The sequence below is a fragment of the Paenibacillus sp. AK121 genome (genome assembly GCF_019042715.1).
Classification (GTDB): Bacteria; Bacillota; Bacilli; order Paenibacillales; family Paenibacillaceae; genus Paenibacillus; species Paenibacillus polymyxa_C.
The window spans coordinates 66,174-91,085 of sequence record NZ_JAHPJM010000002.1; the positions used below are offsets into that span (position 1 = coordinate 66,174).

19 protein-coding genes and 2 pseudogenes are annotated in these 24,912 nt (G+C 45.4%); 14 read left to right on the forward strand and 7 right to left on the reverse strand.

The window, feature by feature from the left end; genetic code table 11:
* Positions 1-2: 2 nt before the first annotated feature.
* A complete protein-coding gene (locus KSP24_RS03560) occupies positions 3-1,097 on the forward strand; it encodes a hypothetical protein (protein WP_216974488.1) in 1,095 nt (364 codons plus the stop codon).
* 38 nt (positions 1,098-1,135) lie between these two features.
* On the opposite strand, the gene KSP24_RS03565 is transcribed toward KSP24_RS03560, so the two are convergent.
* A complete protein-coding gene (locus tag KSP24_RS03565) occupies positions 1,136-1,537 on the reverse strand; it encodes a 23S rRNA (pseudouridine(1915)-N(3))-methyltransferase RlmH (protein WP_216974489.1) in 402 nt (133 codons plus the stop codon).
* A 48-nt stretch (positions 1,538-1,585) separates the two neighbouring features.
* On the reverse strand, positions 1,586-1,837 hold the full coding sequence (locus tag KSP24_RS03570) for a hypothetical protein (protein ID WP_254207588.1): 252 nt from the start codon (positions 1,835-1,837) through the stop codon (positions 1,586-1,588).
* 449 nt (positions 1,838-2,286) lie between these two features.
* Between KSP24_RS03570 and KSP24_RS03575 the strand changes: the two are divergent.
* A pseudogene (locus tag KSP24_RS03575) lies at positions 2,287-2,729 on the forward strand (cell wall hydrolase).
* Between the two features lie 448 nt (positions 2,730-3,177).
* Here KSP24_RS03575 and KSP24_RS03580 read toward each other — a convergent pair.
* Entirely contained in the window at positions 3,178-3,600 is a 423-nt protein-coding gene (locus KSP24_RS03580; protein WP_216974490.1) for a tetratricopeptide repeat protein, read from the reverse strand.
* 34 nt (positions 3,601-3,634) lie between these two features.
* Positions 3,635-3,793, reverse strand: coding sequence for a hypothetical protein (locus KSP24_RS03585; RefSeq protein WP_196232753.1), 159 nt, complete (start codon positions 3,791-3,793; stop codon positions 3,635-3,637).
* A gap of 146 nt (positions 3,794-3,939) precedes the next feature.
* Between KSP24_RS03585 and KSP24_RS03590 the strand changes: the two genes are divergently transcribed.
* The 11 genes and pseudogenes from KSP24_RS03590 (at position 3,940) to KSP24_RS03640 (ending at position 19,100) form a co-directional block, all read left to right on the forward strand.
* Positions 3,940-4,566: a hypothetical protein gene (locus KSP24_RS03590; protein WP_216974491.1), complete on the forward strand. Its 627-nt coding sequence runs from the start codon at positions 3,940-3,942 to the stop codon at positions 4,564-4,566.
* Between the two features lie 70 nt (positions 4,567-4,636).
* Positions 4,637-5,005, forward strand: coding sequence for a hypothetical protein (locus KSP24_RS03595; protein ID WP_216974492.1), 369 nt, complete (start codon positions 4,637-4,639; stop codon positions 5,003-5,005).
* Between the two features lie 49 nt (positions 5,006-5,054).
* Positions 5,055-5,468, forward strand: coding sequence for an AAA domain-containing protein (locus KSP24_RS03600; protein WP_302054333.1), 414 nt, complete (start codon positions 5,055-5,057; stop codon positions 5,466-5,468).
* Positions 5,469-5,693: 225 nt separating this feature from the next.
* Complete coding sequence (locus KSP24_RS03605; protein WP_216974493.1) at positions 5,694-7,658, forward strand: elongation factor G; 1,965 nt, start codon at positions 5,694-5,696, stop codon at positions 7,656-7,658.
* A 293-nt stretch (positions 7,659-7,951) separates the two neighbouring features.
* Positions 7,952-8,606 (forward strand): annotated as a pseudogene (locus tag KSP24_RS03610) (BBE domain-containing protein); the annotation flags it as partial.
* Between the two features lie 674 nt (positions 8,607-9,280).
* Complete coding sequence (locus tag KSP24_RS03615) at positions 9,281-15,436, forward strand: DUF7601 domain-containing protein (RefSeq protein ID WP_367949282.1); 6,156 nt, start codon at positions 9,281-9,283, stop codon at positions 15,434-15,436.
* A 19-nt stretch (positions 15,437-15,455) separates the two neighbouring features.
* Positions 15,456-16,235: a class B sortase gene (locus KSP24_RS03620; protein ID WP_216974494.1), complete on the forward strand. Its 780-nt coding sequence runs from the start codon at positions 15,456-15,458 to the stop codon at positions 16,233-16,235.
* 211 nt (positions 16,236-16,446) lie between these two features.
* Positions 16,447-16,992 (forward strand): uracil-DNA glycosylase, encoded by a 546-nt coding sequence (locus tag KSP24_RS03625; RefSeq protein WP_216974721.1) that lies wholly within the window; start codon positions 16,447-16,449, stop codon positions 16,990-16,992.
* 176 nt (positions 16,993-17,168) lie between these two features.
* A complete protein-coding gene (locus KSP24_RS03630) occupies positions 17,169-17,729 on the forward strand; it encodes a DUF4303 domain-containing protein (protein ID WP_216974495.1) in 561 nt (186 codons plus the stop codon).
* A gap of 51 nt (positions 17,730-17,780) precedes the next feature.
* Positions 17,781-18,422 (forward strand): hypothetical protein, encoded by a 642-nt coding sequence (locus tag KSP24_RS03635; protein ID WP_216974496.1) that lies wholly within the window; start codon positions 17,781-17,783, stop codon positions 18,420-18,422.
* A 141-nt stretch (positions 18,423-18,563) separates the two neighbouring features.
* Positions 18,564-19,100: a hypothetical protein gene (locus KSP24_RS03640; protein ID WP_216974497.1), complete on the forward strand. Its 537-nt coding sequence runs from the start codon at positions 18,564-18,566 to the stop codon at positions 19,098-19,100.
* Between the two features lie 67 nt (positions 19,101-19,167).
* Here KSP24_RS03640 and KSP24_RS03645 read toward each other — a convergent pair whose 3' ends face one another.
* The 3 genes from KSP24_RS03645 to KSP24_RS03655 all read right to left on the reverse strand — a co-directional run bounded on the left by KSP24_RS03645 (position 19,168) and on the right by KSP24_RS03655 (position 23,008).
* Positions 19,168-19,548, reverse strand: coding sequence for a hypothetical protein (locus KSP24_RS03645; protein WP_216974498.1), 381 nt, complete (start codon positions 19,546-19,548; stop codon positions 19,168-19,170).
* A 209-nt stretch (positions 19,549-19,757) separates the two neighbouring features.
* Positions 19,758-21,752 (reverse strand): serine hydrolase domain-containing protein, encoded by a 1,995-nt coding sequence (locus KSP24_RS03650; protein WP_216974499.1) that lies wholly within the window; start codon positions 21,750-21,752, stop codon positions 19,758-19,760.
* A gap of 167 nt (positions 21,753-21,919) precedes the next feature.
* Positions 21,920-23,008 carry a GntR family transcriptional regulator gene (locus KSP24_RS03655; RefSeq protein ID WP_216974500.1) on the reverse strand — a complete coding sequence of 363 codons (1,089 nt, stop codon included), beginning with the start codon at positions 23,006-23,008 and terminating at the stop codon, positions 21,920-21,922.
* A 289-nt stretch (positions 23,009-23,297) separates the two neighbouring features.
* Here KSP24_RS03655 and KSP24_RS03660 point away from each other — a divergent pair, with 289 nt between their 5' ends.
* Complete coding sequence (locus tag KSP24_RS03660) at positions 23,298-24,911, forward strand: xylulokinase (protein WP_216974501.1); 1,614 nt, start codon at positions 23,298-23,300, stop codon at positions 24,909-24,911.
* The last annotated feature ends 1 nt before the right edge of the window (position 24,912 follow it).

Consider the following 24,912-nt stretch of genomic DNA (forward strand, 5'->3'; position numbering starts at 1 on the left):
GGATGGCACTACAAATTAAAACTGATCAAGATGAGATTTTATTTTTATCTGATGTTAACTTTGATCCCGAACAAAATAGTTTTAACCTTAAATTCAACTCACACACGAAAGAGATGGAGTACAATTATTTAGTTGATTATATTTTGAGTCCAGATCAATCATATGCCGCGGAAGACTATAGTATTTATATCTTTTATAATAACGACTATATTGAGAATAATATCTATCAAGTATATGAACTTGAATTAAAAAAGAGAATCGGTTGGGTTTTTCCAATACAGGCACTGATCTCACAGGAACACGATTACAGTGAGAACATTCATTTTCTACGCTACGCTTTTGTTGCATTTCAAAAGTTACTTGCCGATCAAAGCGATTGTGATACAAAAGGAATGACTTCAAATAAAGACAATAAAATTTTGTCTTTATTTGATTTTTATCCTCAGGATAGTTTTGTACTTATCGTATGTAATGAAAATATAAATGCGATTACCGATTTTGATATAAAACATTACTATCCTTCTTTGTATAATCAAGGATTATATGCAATGGCAGGGAACTACGGAAAACCGGTTATTAATTGTGATGGGCAGAAATTGTATATTCAAAGCGTCTCTGAACACGTTAAAAATGAAAGTTTCTTGATACATCTTTTTCAAGAACTTTTAATTAATGAAAAGCATCACTTGGTTAAATTTTATTTATTATATCAGGCAGTTGAACTATTAATTGAAAAAATTTTTAACAAAGAAATTATTGATTTGGTTGAAGAAATAACTGCACAGTCAAATAAATTGTTTAGATTGAAAGAGGAGCTCGGTGATTTAGCGAAAGAGCAAAAGAGAATTAATAAATTGTTCAATAGCTATACTCGCTCGTTTAGATCAAAGGAAGTTGTGATGGAATATAGCAACCAGTTATTGAACATCGTTGGACGAGATTCAAAGAAAAATGCTTCGGATGCACTTTATAGTGTAAGGAACCTGTTGGTGCATGATTATAGAAGTATACCTATTGAGGGGCACTCTTTAATTAGTCAGATAAACGAGGCGTTTGAAGATCTTGTTGTCGAATTATTACTAGAGATAAGCATGTAATAGAAGTTACCTTCTGCAGAAAACGTAGGAGGTGACTTCTATTTATGGTATGGATGATTATTGATGATCCGATATGCCCGATAAATTTGCTCAAATAGAACGGTTGTCTGCAACCCGAAGTCCATCTCCATCTGACTCAGTGTCAGAGTTTCATTATATTCAGGTGGATAGGCACCGATAACAATGGAGATGTCAGAGACGCTGGACAATGCGTTTTGATTGAGCTTAACCGCCAGTTCTTCCGAGGAGGTGCTCTTCCCCGAAGTTGTGATGGCTATAACAAATGTGCTGGTGTTCAACTTCTTTTGCAAATCGCTTGCCTTCTTCAGGTGAGCGAGCTTAATGTTACAGTAGCGGCTCAGTCGCTTCTCATATTCTTTAATGGCCTCAAGATAGAATTTTTCCATCTTGTCGCCGACAGCATACACACTGATCTTCATATAAGGATTACCTCACGTTCTTAAATATAGTAAGAAGAGACTGACTCTTCATCCGGCAAATTCAGTTTTGCTCTCTGAGAGCAACCAATTCAGCCTGGTCATCCCCGATGCTTTGATTACGATAGATGTGTCCACTCCAAGCTCGAGAAGCTCAAGGGCCATCTGGACGGCTTTGCGTTTCTCGCCGCGAGCTTGGGCTTCGGCTAACGTTCCTTCAATCAAAGAAGCTCTGTCATGCAGATACTTCTGTCTGTCCTCATGCACTCGACGGGTTACGGCATCGAGTTTGAGAAACTCCAATGTATCCAGTATTAGTCACCCCTGTTGCCTGTGTAGAGGTCTAAATAATACTCTTAGTATATCACGCTCATTGGTTCTTAGACACACTAAGCAGACACGCAAAAGTGACATCGCGTGCCTGCATGAAGCGTTGTATTCTATTGTTGCGGGGCATCCGATTCATTCGAGTTTACCCTAAAAACTGATACGGTGAACCGTATCATAAGTAGCGGCAAGTTTCATGGGGCTTCGATAAAGAGTTTTATATTTAAGAATTTACAAACTTGCCGTTACCGACAAAGCTGAGAACCATATCACATACTTCGAGGGAAATTTTACCACTTTACTCAACTAATGGGCTAAGATTCAGTGAAATGGCTGTTTAATATCGTTTTCTATTTATTTAGCCAGAGTAACACATCCGCTTAACCTAAAATATGATGAGTCTAGAAATCAAATGAGGTGAGCAAATGGCAGTCGTAAAATCCAGGCAACAGGATATCGATATGTTGGCAAGGTTGCTTCGAGCTGAGGCTGAGGCCGAAGGCGAAATGGGCATGCTCCTTGTTGGAGCTGTTGGCATTAACCGAATAAGAGCGAATTGTTCCGATTTTAAAGGAATCCGGACAATTCCCCAAATGATTAACCAGCCACATGCGTTCGAAGCGCTACAACATGGTATGTACTATCAAAGAGCAAGAGATAGAGAACGCCGTCTGGCACAACGGGTTGTGAATGGGGAACGGAATTGGCCACCAAATACTCGCTATGGTACTTCCGCCCAGGATCGTATGAAAACCCCGGACCATGTCTGCCAACTTGGTATAATCAGCCGTTTGTAGGTCGATGGAAGAAACATTGTTTTTATGAACCGACTGCGATTGAATGCGAAAATGTATATAGTACGTTTTAAAATCTGCATGATTGCATCAGATCAAGTTTTATTTCTGCGGGACTCATGCATGACTTTGTAGGTAAGGAATACCTAAATCACAACGCATTTTTGCCGATGACCCCATTACGCTGAACCGTTTCACAAGTAATGCGAAACTTGTCTAATCTTCGGACAGGGGGGCGACTCCCCATGCCTCCGCCAACCTTACTAAAAACGAACATAACATACTTAGTTGGTGGATTTTCAGTAACAGTTTGGTTTAGTTAGTAAAAAGACAGTTAGGGCACATTGACCAGCCTTAACTGTCCTTTTATTCATGACCCCAAACAGATTGCAGAAATCGTTAGAAATGACGCCAGCCGCAGTTGACAGCGCCTTGCAAAGAGCTTCGAAAATAATGTTATGGAATGGTTTTAAGGTAAAAAAATTAAAAATACCGTAATCATCTTTTGCGTAGCCTGAAATTTCAAATCTCTATGTTTGTCTCCAAAAACTCAAGATATTTTGGGTCGTCTTCCATAAAAATCTCAATACCGGCGCCCATGTAAGCCCGGGTTAACTCGTCAACCGCCTTTTCAAAGTTTTCCTGTTTATAATATAATTGCCCCAGCCGAAGGTGAATATACGGATTACCCAACCCCTTCGGACACTGTACGGCATTAAAAAAGCACTTGAAGGCCTTATCGTAATTCTTCATACGATAGTGGATATCCCCAATAGCTACATATATCCAAGTAGCGGCCTCCCATTCTTGATGATTTTCTGGCAATAAACGGAGGGCGACAATATAATTTTGCTTGGCGGCATCAAGATCGCCTGCCTTCACTAAGTCATCGCCTTGTTTACATAGAGCCCTAATTGCGGAATAAGTGGAATCTGAGAGCTGCAAAGTGATCTCTCCTGTTCTATTGGATTAAGGAGTTTTAGCCAATGATCGTTTGTTGGCTTTCATCAAAAATGGTGGCGTCCAGTATTGCCGATAAATAGCCTATCGCCCAAATGATATGATCTGTAAATTCTTCTCCATGATCAGGCGGGAATATGAAGCCAATGCGCTCGACACAGTCTTTGACTTCAGGCAATCATATGAAGATTCTACCAAATTTTTAAGCCTATTCATAGATTGAAAGCGCGTTCTAGTGTATGTGAGTACTATTTTCAAAGGGGCCATGCGTGGCATGTAGTATTTTAAATGGCTTAATATGGTTTAGAAGAAAGGATGATAGAGATGCCAAATGATAATCAACAGCTTCACAAGGAATCGATTAAGTACCTAAAGAATGCCCCTCTTCGCGAAAATGATCCTAAGTTTATCTGCGCAATAAGTGATGTAGCCTATGAGTTTTTAACAACAGATGAAGTAGGTTTGATAGAGCAACTGTATTTTAAAATGAAGAATATTGCCCTACGAAATAAGATTCTGTATGGTTTAATCCGGTGCAGACATTTGGAACTGAAGGATTTCTTTCAGAAAGCCTATAAAAAAGAACGATATTTGGATATGAGGCTGCTCGCGATCCATGGATTAGTACAGTATGCGCCAGAAGAAGAGATCGAAAAGGTCACGGACCATTTTCTTAAGATCTTGATAAAGAGGCCGGAGACTACTCCTTATAACTACTATGAATATGAGTTTCTAAGGTCTGCTTTCGGGTTTCCTCTTCTAATTAAAAAATACGGGTATTCCTGTTTTGAAAAGGTATATCAACAAGTCGAGAAACAATATCAGGATATGCCAGAAGCATTTAAGGGGCATTTGACCTTTGATGAAGATGGGAAGCAAGTTTCGTTGAGAACTCCGATGAAAATAAAGCAAATGATAGATCGTTTTTATGAATCACGAAATCTTCGATAAGCTGAGTCCAAGAAGTTGAAAAGCAGCGACGACTATAACAATGATGAGGTTTGTTGAAAGGAGAATAGAGATGACCGTAAAGTTTACTTTGAATTATACGGATGGAGATTTCATCGAAACCATAGAAGTTCCAATTTATAAAGCGTATCGTGAGGGTACTTCTTTTCAACTGTATCATTTAAATCGCAACCCTACTCGTATTGAACACAAGGAATTGTTGGTTATCGATGATTCGGGGATTGCTCCAGAGTGTATGTTTAAAAGTGTTACAGAATTTTGTGAAAAAATTATCCCCTATTTGTTGAATAGGAAAAATGAGTCATTGTTTTTATTCGGGGAATATTATGATGCAGAGAAAGATAAGATGATGGACATTGATGATATTGAGATTCCCTGTTTAATAGGCGGGGCAGCCACCTTACAAGAAGAGAAAAAGTAGACTGGGACCTACAGAGGTAGTCGCTGAGGAACCTGAATCAATAGATTTATTGAAAAAAATGATTGATAAACGTTTGCAGGAAGATCCGGATTTAGCGGATGAAATCTATGTGATCACCCCATTTAGAAATGTGGCTTATAAGCTTGTTCAGGTTTTAGACGAAATTAAATTCACAAAACGAGAAAACGGGAAGACAACGAATATTGGTACAGTTCATACTTTTCAAGGGAAAGAAGCCAAGGTCGTCTACTTTGTTCTTGGCGCGGACTCTGATAGCAGTGGGGCAGCAAGATGGGCTGTCTCTGATCCCAATATGATGAATGTTGCAGCGACGCGAGCTAAAGAAGAATTTTATGTGATTGGCGATAAGAAATTGTATGCCTCACTCGGTAGTGAAGTGGCAAATAAAACGATGTCAATTATTGACGACTATAACAATAATAAGGTCGGGGATGATGGTTAGGCGAAGTTCTCCAAGTTGGAGTAGATTCGAAGGGTAGTTTCCTTTAATAGTATATTAATTATATTTTAATCTGGAGAAATCGTTCAGTATAAATGCAATTCGTTATTTTTATCTTCCGTCTATGAAAAAAGACCCTATCTCAAAACCAACTCCTACCCACTCTCCCGATTTCTATGCTTTAATAAAATGAGCAGTATCAACAAGAAGCGTTGAAAGTGGGATTCTATGAAGCGACTAACGATTGGCCTGTTCGCCCATGTGGATGCAGGCAAAACAACTTTTGCGGAACAGCTGCTGTACCATACGAACAGTATCCGGTCGCGGGGGCGGGTGGATCATCAGGATGCGTTTCTGGATAGCCACGACATCGAGCGGGCAAGAGGTATTACGGTGTTCGCAGATCAGGCGGTAATAGAATATAAGGGAGATAGCTATTACATAATAGACACGCCCGGACACGTCGATTTCTCCCCGGAGATGGAGCGGGCGATTCAGGTCATTGATTATGCCATCCTGATTGTAAGCGCAGTTGAAGGTGTCCAGGGTCATACGGAGACGGTTTGGCAGCTGCTGCGCAAGCATCGGATTCCGACGTTCTTCTTTATCAACAAGACAGATCGGATCGGAGCGGATGTAGACAGAACCGAGGCGGATATCCGTCAGCAATTGACGGGGGAAGTATATTGCATTACACAGAGCTTCGCTGACGGCATAGTCGGCGAGCCGCTGCGGGAGGCCATGGCGGAGCGGGACGAAGCCCTGCTGGAAGCATTCCTGGAGGGGAGAGAGGATTCCGGCTTCTGGCTGGAGGCTTTGCAGAGGATGATAGCGGCGGGTCTTCTCTTCCCCTGTGCTTACGGCTCTGCGCTTCAGGATACAGGCGTCATTGAATTTCTGGATCAACTGCATCTGCTGGCGACAACCACTTATGATGAGAATGCTTCGTTCCAGGGGCGGGTTTATAAAATTCGGCACGATGCAGGTGGAGCGAGACTCACATTCATTAAGGCGCTGGGTGGTCGGCTGAAGGTGAGAGGACAGCTTAGTTACGAGAGCGGCGGGGTTCAGTATGACGAAAAAATTACGCGGCTCTTCTTGTTTAACGGACTTAAATCGCAGCCGGTGGAACGAGTAGAAGCCGGCGATTTGTTTGCGGTTACCGGATTGTCCGCCGCCGGGGCCGGACAAGGCCTGGGGTCGATATCAGACAAGTTAGCTTACGATTCGGAGCCGACGTTACAATCGAAGGTATTATTCGACAATTCGATACATGTACAGAAGGTGCTCGGTGTTTTTCGCACGTTGGAGGCGGAGGAGCCGTCTCTAAACGTCGTTTGGGATGAAAAATTGCAGGAGATTTCTATCCGCGTCATGGGATTGATTCAACTGGAAGTGCTGGAGCAGCTTGTTAGAGAGCGGTTTGGCTTGGCTATCTCTTTTGGACAACCGGAAATCTTGTATAAGGAAACGATTCAATCGGCTGTAAAAGGGTACGGCCACTTCGAACCGCTCAGGCATTATGCAGAAGTGCATCTGCTGCTTGAACCGGGAGAAAGGGGCAGCGGCATCATGTTCGATAACAGATGTCATGCCGATGAACTGAATGTCAGCTATCAGAATCTGATTCGGAATCATCTCTACGAACGGGAGCATCACGGACTGCTAACCGGCATGCCGGTCACCGACGTGAAGATTACGCTGCTGAGGGGGCGCGCGCATAAAGAACATACCCATGGCGGTGATTTTCGTGAGGCTGCCTTTCGAGCACTACGGCAGGGTCTGGAGAAGGCGGACAACGTGCTGCTGGAGCCTTATTACGATTTCAAAATCAAGGTTAATATCGATGAAATGGGCAGGGTGCTGTCCGATATTCAGCGTGCTTCAGGTATTTTTAATCCGCCGCAGACAATCGGAACGCAAGCGGTGATCACGGGCAGGGTGCCTGTATCGACTTTCATGAACTACAGTGCCGAATTCGCATCCTTCACGCATGGACGAGGCAGTATCCGCTGCGTGTTCAGCGGCTACGACCGCTGCCATAATACGGAGGAAGTTATAGAGCGGATGGGCTACTGCAAAGGGGCAGACCCACTGTATACCTCCTCCTCCATCTTTTGCGCCAAGGGGGCGGGTTACTCGGTGCCATGGGATGAGGCGGAAGCCAAGATGCACCTTGAATTAGAACCCTGAATGATCTTTATTAGGAAACTAAGCAACTAAGAAATTATCGTGAGTAGTAAATTTAATGCTGTGCTACTTTTACAATATAAACTGGGCAGTCGCCGTTACTAGGACAGGTGTCCCTACATAGAAATAAGCTGATGAGAAAGGCTTATGTCATGAGCGGGGATGGTGTAAAGTAAATGGCACAAAAGTTGCAAAAGAAAAGTACACGATTAACCGGAAGGATCGTACTTCCGGGTAATCCGTCATACAATACGGCCAGAATGGAGTTCAATAGGCGCTTTTCCAAATTTCCAAGCTTAACCTCAACCATTGAGGTGGCTGCAAAGCAGGTGGGAAACCATTGTATCTACCGGGCAATTGCTTGGCGGTGCAGAGGAGCTGCGTCGATTGATTAGACCGCTCTTGCGAGCAGGCACTCCGGTGAAGGTGATGGTGAAGACAGTACCTTTTATTGAAGCAACCCATTTTTTTGCCGAATCGGACCTGAATTTAGAACCAAAGTTTAAAATAACCGGGGCCTACGGATTCCAACCTTTGCCGCCTGAAGGAGTACGAATTATACGCGACTTTTTAGCCAAAGCACCCAACCGGCATTCTAGCGTGTGGAGTCAGAGCTTAGGTGGTGCAGGAAGCGCGGTAAGTCGAGTATCGCCTACTGCAACGGCCTATCCTCATCGGAAGGCTGAGATAATCTACGAACTGTCAGCCCGCTGGAGAAACAACGGGGAGCAGAAGCGGAATATTCAGTGGGTGGAAAGGTTCCGCAGAGCGTTGCGTCCCTTTGTTAAAGGGGATTATGTGAATTTCCCCGATCTGCAGATTAAGAACTGGCCCAAGGCGTATTATGGCGAGAACTTTGGCAGATTGAAGCAGGTGAAACGAAAGTACGATCCTCATAATGTGTTTCGTTTTGCTCAGAGTATTCCGGTGGGTAAACAGGTCAGGAAATAACAATACGCACACCAGATCGAATTAAAACAAGGAGCTGCCGGCGGCAGCTCCTTTAGCAATTTAGCTGATAGCGACGATAAGCTGAACCGTTTCTAAGAGACGCCGAAAAAGTTGAACTTTCGCAAGTGATTTTAGACTCCTTTGGTATGTGAAAAAGTAATTTCCTAATACACTTACCAACTTGGAAGGAAGATTACATAGTTTGTATATGATAAATGTATTTATGTTTTATTTACAGATTTTTTGAATGAGGACTCTTAGGTCAAGAGTATTGCTTTTAGCCAATGAAAGGATCCTTGAACTTAAAAATATTAAATTTTAATTAATGAAAATCCGATAAATAAAAATGGTCAAGCTTACCATACGCAGTCTATTAAAAATCTCATAGTACTGGTGGATGCAGCATCAGAGGGAGGTAATATGAGAAATGAAGAAGGGAGGAATCCATGTCTAGCTTACTATGTATAGTTCCTTAGACTTGTATAAAATCGGGTCTAAAGTCTGGCAATTGTTTAGAATTTGTCTAGGTCTCTATATTATAATGATCGGACACGCCATATAAATATGGCGAATTTGGTAACTTTCTGTTGTAAGCGCCGAAGATGACCAAAGATGAAGGGAAAAAGTTACTGGCCGCTCCAAAAAAAAATTTAGAAATGGAGGAGATTTTCGTATTGAAACAAAAAAGCAGTTTAGGTAAAACTATGCTATCTTTCTGCCTGGCAGTTTTGCTTGTCTTGCAGACAGTGGTATTCCCTGCTGCTGCATATGCGGATGACGAATCCGGCTCGCAGAATGCGGCTGAATCGCCTTCGGTATCTGAGGCGGTGTACGGCGCGCCAGACCAACCGTCGTCGGCAACTGAGGCGGTGTACGCTCCGCTGCTCACTTTCGCGGCGTTGACGGCAAATCTGACGGACAAAACGGCGGTGCTGGCGAACGCCAATCCGACGTTCAAGCTTACAGTGAAGCAGGGTAACCCTGAAGCTGTGGTTCCGGCAGGGGGCGAGATTAACGGCCGGGAGAATTTTACCCTTGAACTGGATAGTATCGCTGTGCCGACCAAGGGCGACGATCTCAATGCTCCGCCCGAAAGTGTGATTCAGCAGGGGGATTATGCCGTCCTGGATAAGGCGACCTACTTCCCTGGTGTGAATTTGGCGCCTACAGCTCCTATGCCAATCAATCAGGGCGGACTGAAAATTGCTACCGTCCAGTTTTTTGCCGATTCAATCAAAATTACGTTTGACGGCACAGGAGTATATGATGGCAGTAGACGCGACGTCAAAATCGGCTTTTCCGCTGCTGCTAGAGCGGCAGATCAGACCCCTGGCGGTGGCGGGGATACGACCATTTTCGGAGATGGCTATAAGTTTAAAAACTCGGATTTGGTGCCCGAGTATACCATTACTGTAAGCTCCTTAAGCAACGGCGGCTATGACAGTGGGATTAACAGCCCTTCTTTTCAAGAGGGTACCATTACGTGGCGGGCGGTAGTAACTGCAACTGACACGGACGATAAGACCATCCCCATGCGGCTGGACGGGTTGACCTTCTCTGATGAGCTTGCGAACGTCGGTGTATATGTGCCTGGGTCCTTCACTGTGGATGGAAATGCGGCAGATCCTGATTATGCTGCTGATCGTACACTTTTCTACAAGTTCCCAGACGTATCCACTGTAGATAACGTCAAAAGCACGGCGACTATTACCTTCAAAACGTGGATTCCTAAGAATAGTTATTACTACGAAAAGAACGGAAATTTTGCTGATCAGTATGGATGGAACCGCATTGATAATACCGCAAAGCTTTTGGGTGACGCTACCGATGTGAAGGCTTCATCAAATACTCATCGGATTGCTATACGCCCCAACTGGATTGCGGCGAGCGGCAAGCCGGGCAAGAGTGGAAACGATACGCTCATCACGTGGACGGTTGAGGTCAACAAAAGGATTAACAATAACGGTGTACTGTCCAGAACCGGCTTGCAGAACGTTAAAATTACAGACGTCCTGCCCGACGGGACGGAGTTTGTTTCCGCAACCTATAAGAATGGGGACAGCGGTACGGATACCCCAATTACCCGTAACGCCGCAGGGGAGTACGAGATCGGAACCGCCATCGGCGGGAATCTGGACGGGCCCCTCTATATGACAGTTGTGACGAAGGTGACAGACAGCAGCAAGTCAATCTTCGATTACAAAGCGCGCGCAAACTGGGAATTGGATGTGAAGGATGGAGGAACTGCCATCCAGAACAACGATGCAACCGGCTGGGTCGCTCCTGCTGCCGTTGTGGACACTGCACAGGTTAGAATTGGCGCACATGCCTTCATGAAAAGTGCGACCACAACCACCGCGCTGCACAACGTCGCAGGCACCAAGTGGACGATAAACTTGACGCTGCAGTACAATCTGGATGCTCCAGTCGTCTATGATTTGCTGGTTCACGGCGATTCTCTCGATGTACTGAATAATCTGGATGCCAATCCTAAGGTAACGTCGACAACTCTGGATGCAATCAAGAGCCAGATCGACACCAAGCAGCTTTGGCAAAAATACCGCGAGAATACGCTGACTGTGAGCAATGGGTTGAACGGTGAAGTGATCCCCTTGACGGTGAACGGCGAGCGGGTGGCGGACCTTATCAAAGTGACCGGGTACCAAGGAGATGTACCAGGGAGCGTTTCCTTTGAGTCTGTCACTACCAACCCGGATAACCTGTTCCGCCAGGATAACGCTGGAAACACATGGAGCAACCGGGGACTGCTCTTCGACGGTGACGATTATGTGAGTCGCGCCGAAGCCAACACCTCGAACCTTGTGCGGATGCTGAACAAGGAGATGCTGTATGCGAACACGGCGGGTTTAGAGGGGGTTGCAGCCGATTGGAACCGAAACTATTCAGGCCAATGGAGCGACAGCATATGGAAAAGAACGCCCGTGGCCAGCGACCCGAATTGGTATATGGACAACTCCCGTCCTGACAATTACATCCTGGCAGGCTATGACCGCAAGGATAGAACGGTCACCTTCCGGCTGGCGGTGAACATGCCAGGCTTCAATACGGAGGAGATGGCCAAGGATGGCGGCACCCGTGTAGCCAGCGACATCAAGCTGGTGGATGTATTGCCGGAAGGCTGGGAGTTTGTAGATTATGCTCCGGGCGAGGCTTATAGACTTTATAAAGGTGGTACCGGCTATAGAACCGATGGTAAAGGCGGAAGTGGTAGATATGCACAGGCCGTTTCAGTCATTGCGCCGGGTACGCCTCAGCATGTGGTGAGCTTTACCAAGGATGACAATGAAGGAACCTTCACCTTCTCCAAGCTGGAGAGTCCCTACGTCATTCTGGTGAAGGCGCGTCCAACCAATGCCGCGCTTGCCAATTACAAGCTAGGCAATAATAACGCCGGGGAGAATCAGGCTATGTTCTCCATGAAATGGGGAGACAAGCCGTATAGTGCTACCGAAGCTCACAGAATCATTGTACCTGTGCAGTCTCTGAGCAAGACGGTGCAAAAGCCTGTTTCTGGTGTACAGGAATGGACGGTGAATTACACACCTCCGTTCGAGATGAAGCCGGGCGTTTATCTGCTGGATACTCTCGCCAAAGGTCTGAAGCTGCGCCAAAATGCGGAGGGTGGCCTATCCCTCGAACCTTCCGACATCGCTGTCTATCCCGGCAAGTTGAAGCCGGATGGCACTTTAGAGCGTAACGGAGGACCGCTGAATCTTGCGGATCCGAATAGTGAGGTGAAAGTCACCGCAGGCACAGACCCGGCAACCGGGGGATCGACGCTTAGGTTTGATTTTGTCGATCCGAACAAGTTCTATCAGATCGTTTACCAGACCGAATCCCAGGGCATGCAGCCGGGAACAGCTGGGAATTCCATCAAGCTGATGGGCGATGATTCCCTTCCGCCGATCGGAGCGCAGAGCAGTATTATGCTGGACGCGAACGATGTAGCGGGAAGTGCCAATGAAAACGGCCTGCTCTTCCTTAAAAAAGTCGGTCCCGACGGTATAACACCGCTGAAGGATGTAAAGTTCCAGTTGCTCAATCCTGACGGTACACCGGCTAGGGATAAAGAAAATAATGTAATGGTGGAAAAAACGACGGGCACGGACGGCAAAACGAATTTCATTATTCAGGTGCCAGGGGATTATTTGCTCAAACAGACATATATTGATCTCCTCACTTACTTGCCTACGACTACGATATACCGGGTACGTGTCATCGATGCGCCCGGCAAGCCTGTCCTTGTTGATGGACAGAAGGTGGAATCGAACAATCCGCTGATCGTTCCTACACCGGCCGAAGGCAAGCTGACCATCAGCAATAAGGTGGAAGGCAACGGCAGCGACCCGGACAAAGAGTTTGAGTACACCGTGACCTTCAACGGCGAAGGCAAGGACGGAGAGTACACCTATAAGAAGCCAGATAATACGTATGGCAAGATCAAAAGCGGTGACAAGATTACCCTCAAGCACGGACAAACTGCGATGCTGCCGATATTGCCTGCGGGTCTGGTTTATACCGTAACCGAGGGCGATTATACGACGGTTGACGGCTACACGACTGATCCGGAGACGAGAGAATGGTCCGGAACAATTGTGAATAAAGGTGACCACAAGGCGGACTTTGTTAATGAACGAATTGTCAACAAGCTGACCATCAGCAATACGGTCATGGGCAACGGCGGCGACAAGACAAAAGAGTTCGAATACACCGTCAGCTTTGCGGGTGCAGGTAAGGATGAAAGCTACTCTTACGTGAAGTCGGACGGCGACAAAGGTTCGATCAAGTCCGGCGGTACCCTCCGGCTCAAGGATGGAGAGACACTGGATGTTTTGGACCTGCCTAAGAATCTAACTTACACAGTTACCCAGAAAGACTATACAACCGATGAATACATGACTACTCCTGGGGAGCGGTACTATACCGGAGTCATGAAGGGTAAGGATGAAGTTGCCCCATTCAAGAACATGCGAGTCATGACGGGGAGCCTGCTAATTGGCAACAAGGTTCAAGGTAATGGCGGTAACAAAACGAAGGCGTTCAAGTACAAGGTCACCTTCACAGGCGAGGGAGCAAACGGCTCCTACTCCTATGAGAAGTCGGACGGCAGTAAGGGCACCATCAGAAGTGGGGATACCTTTGAGCTTAAAGATGAGGAACTGTTCATTGTGGAAGGACTTCCTACGTACCTCCAATATACGGTGACCGAAGATAATTACACGGACGACGGTTATGTGACAGATCCCGCAAGTCTCATTCGCACGGGTACCATTCCGGTGAAAAGCGCGGCTGAAGCACACTTTGTGAATACCCGCCAGCTTCCAGTTCTGGAAGGCGTGCTGCGTGACAACAACACAGGAGAAGTCATTCCGAATGCATCCATCACAGTGACCAATCTGAAGACAGGCGAGAAGCAGACGATTCAGACGAATGAGAAAGGTGAGTATTCGGTCATTGCCGAGGCAGATACCGATTACACGATCACATTTACGAAGTGGTATCCGGTAGGCGGAAAGGATGTGCCTGTCGAGTTCACGCAAAAAGCAAATGTGGACAGCAGTGTGACGGACGAGACCGTTCCGGCTGATATTACGGCGGTAGGTATTGTGCTTCTGAAGCAGCCTGAAGGGCAGACTTCGCTGCTGGACAGCAAGCTCGCTGGCAAGATGCACATCTACTTGCGGGATGCCAGCAACCAGTATGTAGTGGATAAGAATGGCGCGCCCAAAGCGTTCAACCTAGAGTCGAACGGCGTCTTCTCAGCGGACGGTTTAGCCGCGAAGACTTACAAAATGGAAGTGCGCTACGAAGTGGCGCCAGGTCAAGAATTAACGGTCCTTCAAGCGGATCTGGATGTGAAGGCCAACGGGGAATTGAATATTTCCCAAGGGCTCGTTGACCCGTATGGCATCATTACGGATGCAACAACCGGCATGGTGATTGAAGGCGCTGAAGTGACGCTATATTATGCTGATACGCCAGGAAACACAGCGAACGGCATCGTGCCGGGCACGAAAGTAACGCTGCCAGTGATTCCGGGCTTTGCACCGAATGATAACGCCAGCCCAAGTCAGAACAGTGACGCAAACGGCGCATATGCATACATGGTATTCCCGAACACGGATTACTACCTGGTTGTAACCAAAGCCGGGTATGATGCGTATACAAGCCCAACTATCTCGGTCGGAAGCGACATCGTACGCCACGATATACAGTTGAAGCCGATAAGTTCCGGCGGCGGTGGTGGCGGCAATAGCGGCGGCAGTGGCGGCGGAACTGGGTCCGGCAGTGGCAGTAGCGGTACCGATAACAGCGACGACGGAGCAGGCAACGTGAACAACGGGGCAAGCAACGTGAACAACGGAGCAAGCAACGTCGACAACGGAGCGAGCAACGTGAACAACGGAGCAAGCAACGTCGACAACGGAGCGAGCAACGTTAACAACGGAGCAAGCAACGTGAACAACGGAGCGGGCAACGTGAACAACGGAGCAAGCAACGTTAATAACGGAGCAGGCAACGTGAACAACGGAGCAAGCAACGTCGACAACGGAGCGGGCAACGTGAACAACGGAGCAAGCAACGTTAATAACGGAGCAGGCAACGTGAACAACGAAATCAACAAAGGCAACAACGCAAGCGGTAGCGTCGACAATGAAGTCGCCAATGGCGATTACGAGCTGGACGATGCTCCGAAAACAGGGGATAGCAGTCCATCGCCAATCTTCTATATGGTTTTGGCGCTGATATCCTTGATTACGATTGGATTCTGTTTACTCAGCGGCAAGAAGAAAAAGCATATTCAGTAACCGGAAAGGCGGTAAGAAAATGAGTAAAACTAAAAAAGTTCTTATCGCCGTTTCCTTCCTTGTGTTGGTATTCTCTCTCGCCAATATAGCGAGAATTTTCCTGTGGGGTTATGCCGATCAAGTGAAAATCGAAGAGTTAGCAAAAGTTTGGGAGGAACAATCGGACAAAGGAGGAGGGGAGGCGATCCCCTCCCTTTTGATTACGAAAGCGAATGAGCCGGTCATGCTTCCCGAATTTCGAGAGCTTTACGAGAGAAACCCGGACATCGTCGGTTGGCTGAAGATTAACGGTACCCGAATTGAGTACCCGGTTATGCAGAATCCACAAGATGAGCAGTACTATCTCGATCATGATTTCGATAAAAAGAAGAGCAAACTCGGTCTCCCCTTTTTGGACGAGCACAGCCGAATCAACGGTTCCGATATTTTACTGATTCACGGACATCATATGAAAAACGGCTGGATGTTCAAAGATTTGATGAAGTATAAGCAAGAAAGCTTCTATAAGGAGCATGCTACGTTCCAGTTCAGTACACTTTATGAAAAGGAAGAGTATGAGGTTGTTGCCGTTATTCTGTCACAGGTTTATCGCAAATCAGATGATGTATTTAAATACTACCAGATTGAGAAAGTAAGTACGCCCGTCGAGTTCGATTCGTATGTTCAGAACATCCAAAAACTTGCTCTATATGAAACGGGTATAACCCCCCGTTATGGCGACAAGCTTATTGTACTGTCTACGTGTGAGTACTCGACCGAAAACGGTCGGTTAGCGGTGGTTGCCCGAAAGCTTAAATGACGATGTTGAAATACGGAGTCAAGCTGGTTTATATCGCGTTCTCCTCTGGAGGACGCGATTTTTTTTTACGCTTCTTTTGATCCAGTTTAGCTGCCCTTACTTTTTCCGATGGACCCGTTATGCTGAACCTTAGGCAAGTTTTTGCTTGAGGTGGGCATAATAGATTCATTGTGTGTGAAAGGAAGGAGCTGCACGACAAGCACCCAATGGTATAGAGCATTGTGAAATTTGCGAGCTATCCAAGCAGCGGAATCGTGTCATCTGGGGTGAAGGAAATCCGAAGGCTCCGCTTATGATGATTCTGGATAACCCCGGAGCCCGGGAGGATCGGGAAGGAAACTCGTTTCTATGCGGTACCCGGGAAACACTCCAATACGGCATGAGAGAGGCCGGGATAGACGTAAATGATGTTTATGTCACCTATTTGCTAAAATGCCGGCCGATACGTGCCTATAATAAACCCGAGGCTAGAGCGGCGTGTCTCCCTCATCTACAGTTGCAGCTCTTTCAGAAGCAGCCGCTTGTATTATTTGGATTTGGTAATGTCGTAGTGGAAGCCATATTCTCTAATAAGGAGGGTGCCAGTGTCAAGGAGTTACGAGGCAGCTGGTATGAGTTGCAGGGTACGCCCATCAGCTTCACCTATCACCCGCTTGCAGTAAGAAGACGACCCAATTTATTTAGGTTCTTCGTAAAAGATTTAAAAGCTTTGAAGGAGAAGTGGAAAGAGATTCAGCTCAAGCAGGATATAGATTGACGAGAGCATTATAGAAGAGGGGCTGGTTGTGCCAGCCCCTCTTTCATTTCCTTTTCTCCAACTCTGTTTTTAAGCGCTTATTTCCAGGATTCAGGCAAGAAGTAGGTAGATTTAGGACAAACAATTTTTATAATGGAAATAAGATATATATTTTATGGGGCTAAGGGGCGAATGTCATGAAACCGAAGCAAGAGATAGAGGCGCTGACGGCAGAGATTGCCGATGTGGCTAGGACGTCCTTTCGCACTCTGTTTGAAAATGGCGAACGTTACTATTACTGCACGCTATTTACGACTGGAGAGGGACATGCGCCAAGCATCTCCGCCTGGTCATGGGAGGCCTTGGAGAGGGAAGCGGCCAGACAAGGAGAAGAAAGCGGCACGCCGGGATCAACGATTGCGGAACTCATCAAATGGTCCTATGCCGATTCACCCTACTGTTGTTTCAGGGATGAGAACTTCGATGATGTTAAACAATTGTTTATGGAGCGTCCTTCCATTGCGGAACTTGAAGCTGACGAATGGAATCGTGAATTTGATTCGAGGCTGAAGGCCATGGAGCTAGCGATGAAAAGGCTCGATGATGAAGGCGTATTTGCCTTGAATCAACCGCGAGAGTCTGTATGCGTCCTTGTCGAGGTCATGCCGCCAGATGAGATCAATACCGAAATCGCCTTACGTTTGAATCGGGCGGAGTCTCCGGCTATGCAAGCATGGCTGGCGGAAGCGGCAGAGTAAGGGTATTCGCATTTAAGCACCTCGTTAAGTTTCTTGAGGGAGAGTTGTAAAATGCCTAATGAAAACCAAAAGAATATTTTAGTTGAGAGAACAAATTGTATTCTTTATTATGCGGGATCGGATCTATCGAACGAACATAGTGCAGGCTGGATCGGTGGGAATGCACCTGAATGCTTTGATGATCAAGAAGACCTCATTCACGAAGGTAACCAAAAATATGTTTTTTACTTGAGCCTCGTCCATCCCTTTAAACCTGAGAGCATGATTTCGATCTTCATCCCTGAAGACTATGAGGAGTATTTGGAAAATAACATTTATCCTAATTGCTCGATCAAGGTGATTGAGCATCCCATTTCGACTGAAAGCGTTAAAGATATGTTTACTAACCCGGGACTTATAAAGCATACAATTTCAAACGGGGAACTAAGCCATGACGAAAAATCGATGGATCAGCCTTTTTTGATCAAAGTAGGCGGAAACCCGAGACTTATTCAAAATGAAGACTATTATTTTGCAAAGCTGAAGGAGGAATCATTCTCTTTTTTATTTCAGGTAGATGAAGATGGTTACCCCGAAACGTTGCTTCAGGAGGATTACAATTATCCTTTTGGTTTTGGATCACTATATATTTTCGCCAAAATGGGGACAACTGAGATACAACATCCAGTAGCAGGTTTTTGGCAATTCTCTTGATATAGCGTAGGGACCCTCGGGAGGACTTGAACGCGGTGAGCCCATCAAACGATTTTCGGCGTGCTTATGCCCCATTCGCACAAGCAGGCAGCCCGCCCCTGGCGTAAACTGAATTATAATCAGTGAGCGAGGTGAACTTCCATGGCACAATCCAAAGAGATGCGTGCACGGGCTAAGAAGTTTCAGGGCCGTCCGGTCTGTGTCACCCTGCACAACGGAGAGACTTACGTCGGCTACATCACTGACGTTAATCGTGGCGGGTTGGTACTTGCGAGTGCTGGAGCTCCCCCACGTGCTTCTTCCGGGAAGCAAGATTCCCGATCTCTCAAACGCAGAGCTGGTTTGCATGCCCCAGGCGTCCGTCTCGGTAACCGGAGAAGCGGCGCACGCAAACCATCTGGCCGTTCGCGCTCCCGCAAGCCGGATGCCAAGGTGTCGGCATTCCTACCGATGATGGGCTCGCTGTTCGGCGGACTTGGTGGACTTGGCGGTGCAACTGCGGGCGCAGGAGGGCTTGGAGGTATGCTCGGCGGCGGCTTACGGCTGTTCGGTATGATCCAGAAATTTGTCCCGGTTGTGAAGATGGGTTACGGTATGATCAAGTCCATTCGCCCGTTTCTCGGCGCCGTTAAAGGCTTGATGCCCTCGGCTAGTCCGACCACGCCGAATAACGAATAATCGTTAACCTGTGGACTTTAAGCTCCCTTTGGGTGGTCAGAGGGGGCTAGTCCACAAACCATTATCACTACCACTGTCTAATCCAAATCGGTTTTAACTCGCAATAGCCCATTTCCTTTAGTAAATCCCAGGCATGATCCAGAACGTGAGGCTTCCCCTGGACCCAAAGTTCTTGTCGTTTTGCTATCAAGTAAGAGATGATTTCAGCGATATGCTTGGGTTTACCCAGATGAATGACAGTTTCCATTCCATTAATTTGTGCTGAAATGTCATAAAAGGACCAAGAAGTGTGAGGCTCTTCTTCAGGAGGGTCTGCCTGGAACATTAACGTAATTTTGATGTTTTTATTCTCTTTCGGAGATAGGTTTAAGATGAAGCTAGACCCGCCTGTATACCAATAAACGAATGCATAACCGTCAACCGTAATATTTCTTAATTGGCTTTTCATTATTTTCCCCCTCACTATATGTTGGTTAAAAGATGATCGGCACCTGCGAGCTCACCTTTGATTTAATTATGGCGTGGCAGAGCCTGAACATTCCGAAATCGGATTTACGAGGAATCCGGAAAAATGTAAAACGCCACTGATGTTCCGTTGTCAGTAGCGTTTTTGTATATTAGGAGTATTATTTTACTTTTTCTATTTAATCTTTTGAATTAGTGACTGATTGGCAACATATAGTAATTAAATGCTTGATCCAACAAGGCACTGGCTTCTTGACGCTTCAAAAGCTGTTTGGAGCGGAAGTCTATGGAGCCGTCTACATTGATCTTGGTATTCGGGTCCATGATACCTTGGGAAACCAAAGCTGTGACTGCTTTAACTGCCCAAGCATCCGTTTCGCCACTCAATTTAACCTTAATTCCAGGCTCAACCTGTTTCAGGTTCTGGATCATTACCGCCGCCATTTGTCTAGTGATAGGAGAATTAGGCTGATAATTACGTAGTCCGGCCATCATCTGCTTCTTATTCGGTTCAATCATGAAAGGTTGTTTATACCACCCGTGGGCGCGCAGTAGCACTTCTGAGAATTCTCCCTGAGTCATCGTTCCTTTCGGATCGAAGAGGTTGGCTGACTTTCCGCTCATGACTTCCAAAGCATTAAGGTTGTTTATATATGAAATATATTTACTATCCGCAGGTACATCAGAAAATGGTGAATCAATGTTTACTTTTTGCGCATAAGCAACGAGGTCTGGGAGCTGCATGTAATACAAATATGCAATATGGCCTGCTTCATTTTTATTAAACGTCAATTTATTACCTGATTCATCTTCAAATAATAAAGGGTGGATCATTTTTAGTGTATGTTTGCCTGATGTTCCTGTCTCCATTATTAATTTTCCGTCCGAATACGAAACCTTCGTCCTTAAGGCAGCGATACGCGTGTTTTGGTATAATCCCACGTAGTCTTGGGCCTGCTGCTCACTTAATGTCGCGTAGGTTGACTTTGGAACCTCCGATTTTCTCGGATAATAATGATTCATAAATTCTTCATACACGTCAAGACTCATCATGGAGTCGTTATTGTAGGACATGTACATCGCTGTATTCTTCTCAGGCAGAATAACAATCAAGGAAGAATGCCCTGTAACATTCCCTCCTTTTAGAATCACATGCTGATTATTCATCTTCTCTTTGAAGTAGCCTTCGAATCCAATTGTTGTAACCGGGAACTCCTTGTCAGGGAATAATTGGTATGTGTGCATTTGCTCTATGCTCTTTGGGCTCACCACTTCTTTACCTTTGTACTTGCCTTTGTTCAGGTGCATAATGAGGTACTTTGCCATGTCATCTGCGGTTGAAACGATACCGCCTTCAGGTTTTTCCGTTGGTTTAAACCCGTCCAAGGGAATCAGTTCACCTGTTGGTCCATAGTGAGCAGCCATTCTGCTTAACAATTGGGGGGTAAACCGCACACTCGTCGAATTCATGCCTAACGGTTTGAAAATATTCTTTTCCATATATTTGGAATACGACATACCCGTTACGTTTGCTACTGCATATCCCGCTAGCATGAAACCAAAATTGTCATAAGTGTACGCTTCTCCTGGAGGCCTGACCACAGTTGGCATATTTGATGCAATGTACTTCTTCATTGGAAAATATTTGTCCGCGTATTCTGGATGCATCTCCATGAGAATATCTGGTTCATCAAATCCACTTGAATATGTAAGTAGATCAAACATCGTCAGTTTTTTTCCTGTTTTATTCGGAACCTTTATTCCTCCTAAATACTCTTGGATATCGTGTTTTAAATCCATTTTTCCTTTATCAACCAACTGCATAGCTGCCAATGCAGTGAATGACTTTGTAACAGAGCCGATTTGAAAAACGGTATTTTTATCAACAGGGATTTTTTTGCCTTTGTCGGCATACCCGTAACCTTTGCTTAGTATCACTTTCCCACCTGCGACGACCACAAAATTAGAACCCACGGTATTAAACTTTTTCATCTTGTCCGCAAAAACACCATCTGCAAAAGCCTCTAGTTCCTTGGCATCTCGCGGCCCCTCCAAGCTAGCCTTTTCAGATGCAACTGGTATGTTAACGGGTGCGGCAACTGACGCGCCGTTGGGTGCCATACATGCGGTAGTTATCGTAGTAGATAATAATAGAACCGCGAGAATGGTGTAAATCATTTTTTCCATGAATGGTTTCTCCTTGAAATGTATTTTTGCCTTATGCGTCCGGCAAAACCAAGTATGGCAAAGGATTTGTCATACCAACAAGTTACATTTCGTCACCCACCATACCAAATCACTCCAAAGTGTCATATGACAATTAGGCACTAGGTTTAAAGGGGCTATGAACCCTTTCACTTCAGTTTCTTCTTTACCGTCTCTCCTTCAATTAACACGGGCTGATAATAGGTTTGGTTGCTTAGATCCTTCTTCCCTTGCAGTTTCTTAATAACCCAATCGGCGGCATCCCGGCCCATTTGTTCCTGTGGGTGTGTCAATGTCGTTAGTTTGATGTTCGCATTTTTGGAGATATAGGAATTGTCTTGGCCAATAATGGACAAATCTTCGGGAACGGATATATCAAGCTGTCTGCATACATGTACAACTTCTAATCCCACCTCGTCGTTATAGCAGACAATTGCGGTTAAATCGTCTCTTTGTTCGGTCAGGAATTTCTTCAAATTGGTGGACAGATCCTGCTTCGTTTCTGTATAGAATGAGAGCACTTGCTCGGGGTGAAAGCGTAATTTGGCTTCTCCAAGCGCTTTGATATAACCCTTCATTCGATACTTCCCTTGTAAATCGTCCATTTTGGCAATGATGCCAATCTGTGTGTGTCCGTTAGCGATCAATTCTTTGGTTGCCAGATAGCTGGATTGTACGTCATCGAGACAGAAGTAAGGAACCTCCAACTCTTCATAATAGGCATTAATCATGATGAATGGAACATCCTGTTCCTTGAACGTCAGATAGTAAGCGATATTGGGATTATATAGATTGCTCTTTGTAGGCTCAATGATCAAACCGTCTACACCAAAGGACAACATCATCTCCAAAGCTTTCTTTTCCTGTGCGACATCATTATTGGTGCTCGCTAATAGTAATGAATAATTATCTTCATTTAATCTGGCTTCAATCCCGCGAATAATAGAGGGGAAGATGTAATCAGAGATGTAAGTCGTGATGACTCCGATGGTTTTATTGCTGGAATTCCCACCGGTTTTTGATCGAAATTGGTTGCTGACATAGGTGCCCGATCCCTTTTCACTTCTTAAAAAACCTTCGTTGGATAGTTCTAAAATAGCCTTGCGAACCGTCTGGCGACTAACTTTATACTTATCCTGCAAAGCCAATTCCGTTGGAATTTGTTCTCCTACGCTGTATGCTCCTGAAAGAATGTTGCTTTTTATATCCTCAAGGATAACCTGATACTTTGGTTTCACTTTATTCCTTCTTTCCAAGTTGTTCTAATACTAATTGATGCATCCATAATATTTGTATGTACATATTTTAGCATAATTATGAGTTTATTATAATCTATTGTCCTATCTGTATAAATACTAAAGATAAAATAGAAAAATACTCGGTTCATCATACTATTTGTAGGCATAACTATGTTTTCGTGTTGACAAATGTACGCACAAAAAATATACTAAGGCTGTAAACAAAAGAAAGCGCCTTCTTTGATTATTGCAGTTATAACAGTTGTTCAGAGAGAGGAGTAACGTGAGCATGGATCAAGACATTAAACAAGCGATTACTAAGGGAGAAACCTCACTTGGTATCGAATTTGGATCCACACGTATCAAGGCAGTACTGATTGATCATCGTTTTGAAACAATCGCATCTGGAAGCTATGAGTGGGAAAACCTCTTGGTAGACGGATATTGGACGTACAACTTAGAGACTATCATTACGGGTCTGCAAGAGGCTTATAGTGAAATGAAACAAGAGGTTGAACAAAGATATGGAGTCACCCTTCATACGGTTGGTTCTATAGGATTCTCTGCAATGATGCACGGATATATGGCTTTTGACAGCAAGGGTGAGTTGCTTGTTCCGTTCCGGACTTGGCGGAATGCGACAACCGGGGCTGCAGCAAAAGCTTTAACTGATAAATTCCAATTCAACATTCCTGAGCGATGGAGTATTGCTCACTTGTATCAAGCGATATTGAACGAAGAACAACACGTTTCTCATATTGATTTTATGACGACGTTGGCTGGATATATCCACTGGCTGCTGACTGGCAACAAAGCAATTGGTATCGGAGACGCTTCGGGTATTTTCCCAATTGATGAGACTACACATGATTATAACGAGTCGATGGTTAAGCAGTTTGATGAACTCGTTGCAGCCAAAGGTTACGATTGGAAGTTACAAGACATTATTCCTAAAGTTCATATCTCGGGCGAGCAGGCAGGTGTACTAACCGCAACGGGAGCCAAAATCTTAGATAAATCTGGCGATTTACAACCAGGTATTCCGCTTTGTCCTCCAGAAGGTGATGCGGGAACAGGAATGGTCGCTACGAATAGTGTGAGAAAACGTACCGGCAACGTGTCTGTGGGAACCTCGGTTTTTGCGATGATTGTATTAGAGAAGGACCTTTCAGCGGTATATCCGGAAATTGATCTGGTGACCACACCAAATGGTAATCCGGTCGGAATGGTTCATGCCAACAACTGTTCAAGTGATCTGAATGCTTGGCTGGGCTTGTTCCGTGAGTTCTATGAGGCCATGGGGCAAAAGGCGGATCCAAATCAATTATTCAGTGTGTTGCTGAACAAGGCTTTGGAAGCAGACCCAGATGGCGGCGGCTTACTTAGCTACGGCTATTTGTCAGGAGAGAATATCACCGGAATAGAGAAAGGCCGGCCATTGTTTGTCCGCTCCCCTGAGAGCCGTTTCAATTTGGCCAATTTCATGCGTACTCATCTGTTCACTGCGTTTGCTGCTCTGAAAATCGGGATGGATATTCTGACAAAGAAAGAAAACGTCGCAATTGACAGCATTCTGGCTCACGGTGGTTTATTTAAAACCCCTATCGTCGGACAAAAGATTGTTGCGGCAGCCATGGATGTTCCGGTATCCGTGATGTCAACAGCTGGAGAAGGCGGAGCGTGGGGTATGGCTATTCTGGCTTCTTACATGATGAACAAGGATCAACAAGAAAGTCTGGAAGACTTCCTCGACCAAAAAGTATTCAGAGATGTTGAGGGACAAGAGATTCATCCTGACCGTTCCGATGTTAAGGGATTCGAAACATTCCTAGAACGCTACACACAAGGCCTGGCGATTGAGCAGGCTGCTGTAGATAATCTAGTGGAAAACTGGAGGAATTGAC

What these genes read in the sequence shown, in the direction of transcription:
- KSP24_RS03560 (WP_216974488.1), top strand. Translation starts at nt 3, where the DNA reads ATGGCACTACAAATTAAAACTGATCAAGATGAGATTTTATTTTTATCT.
- KSP24_RS03565 (WP_216974489.1), bottom strand. Translation starts at nt 1,537, where the DNA reads ATGAAGATCAGTGTGTATGCTGTCGGCGACAAGATGGAAAAATTCTAT.
- KSP24_RS03590 (WP_216974491.1), top strand. Translation starts at nt 3,940, where the DNA reads ATGCCAAATGATAATCAACAGCTTCACAAGGAATCGATTAAGTACCTA.
- KSP24_RS03595 (WP_216974492.1), top strand. Translation starts at nt 4,637, where the DNA reads ATGACCGTAAAGTTTACTTTGAATTATACGGATGGAGATTTCATCGAA.
- KSP24_RS03605 (WP_216974493.1), top strand. Translation starts at nt 5,694, where the DNA reads ATGAAGCGACTAACGATTGGCCTGTTCGCCCATGTGGATGCAGGCAAA.
- KSP24_RS03620 (WP_216974494.1), top strand. Translation starts at nt 15,456, where the DNA reads ATGAGTAAAACTAAAAAAGTTCTTATCGCCGTTTCCTTCCTTGTGTTG.
- KSP24_RS03630 (WP_216974495.1), top strand. Translation starts at nt 17,169, where the DNA reads ATGAAACCGAAGCAAGAGATAGAGGCGCTGACGGCAGAGATTGCCGAT.
- KSP24_RS03635 (WP_216974496.1), top strand. Translation starts at nt 17,781, where the DNA reads ATGCCTAATGAAAACCAAAAGAATATTTTAGTTGAGAGAACAAATTGT.
- KSP24_RS03640 (WP_216974497.1), top strand. Translation starts at nt 18,564, where the DNA reads ATGGCACAATCCAAAGAGATGCGTGCACGGGCTAAGAAGTTTCAGGGC.
- KSP24_RS03645 (WP_216974498.1), bottom strand. Translation starts at nt 19,548, where the DNA reads ATGAAAAGCCAATTAAGAAATATTACGGTTGACGGTTATGCATTCGTT.
- KSP24_RS03650 (WP_216974499.1), bottom strand. Translation starts at nt 21,752, where the DNA reads ATGGAAAAAATGATTTACACCATTCTCGCGGTTCTATTATTATCTACT.
- KSP24_RS03660 (WP_216974501.1), top strand. Translation starts at nt 23,298, where the DNA reads ATGGATCAAGACATTAAACAAGCGATTACTAAGGGAGAAACCTCACTT.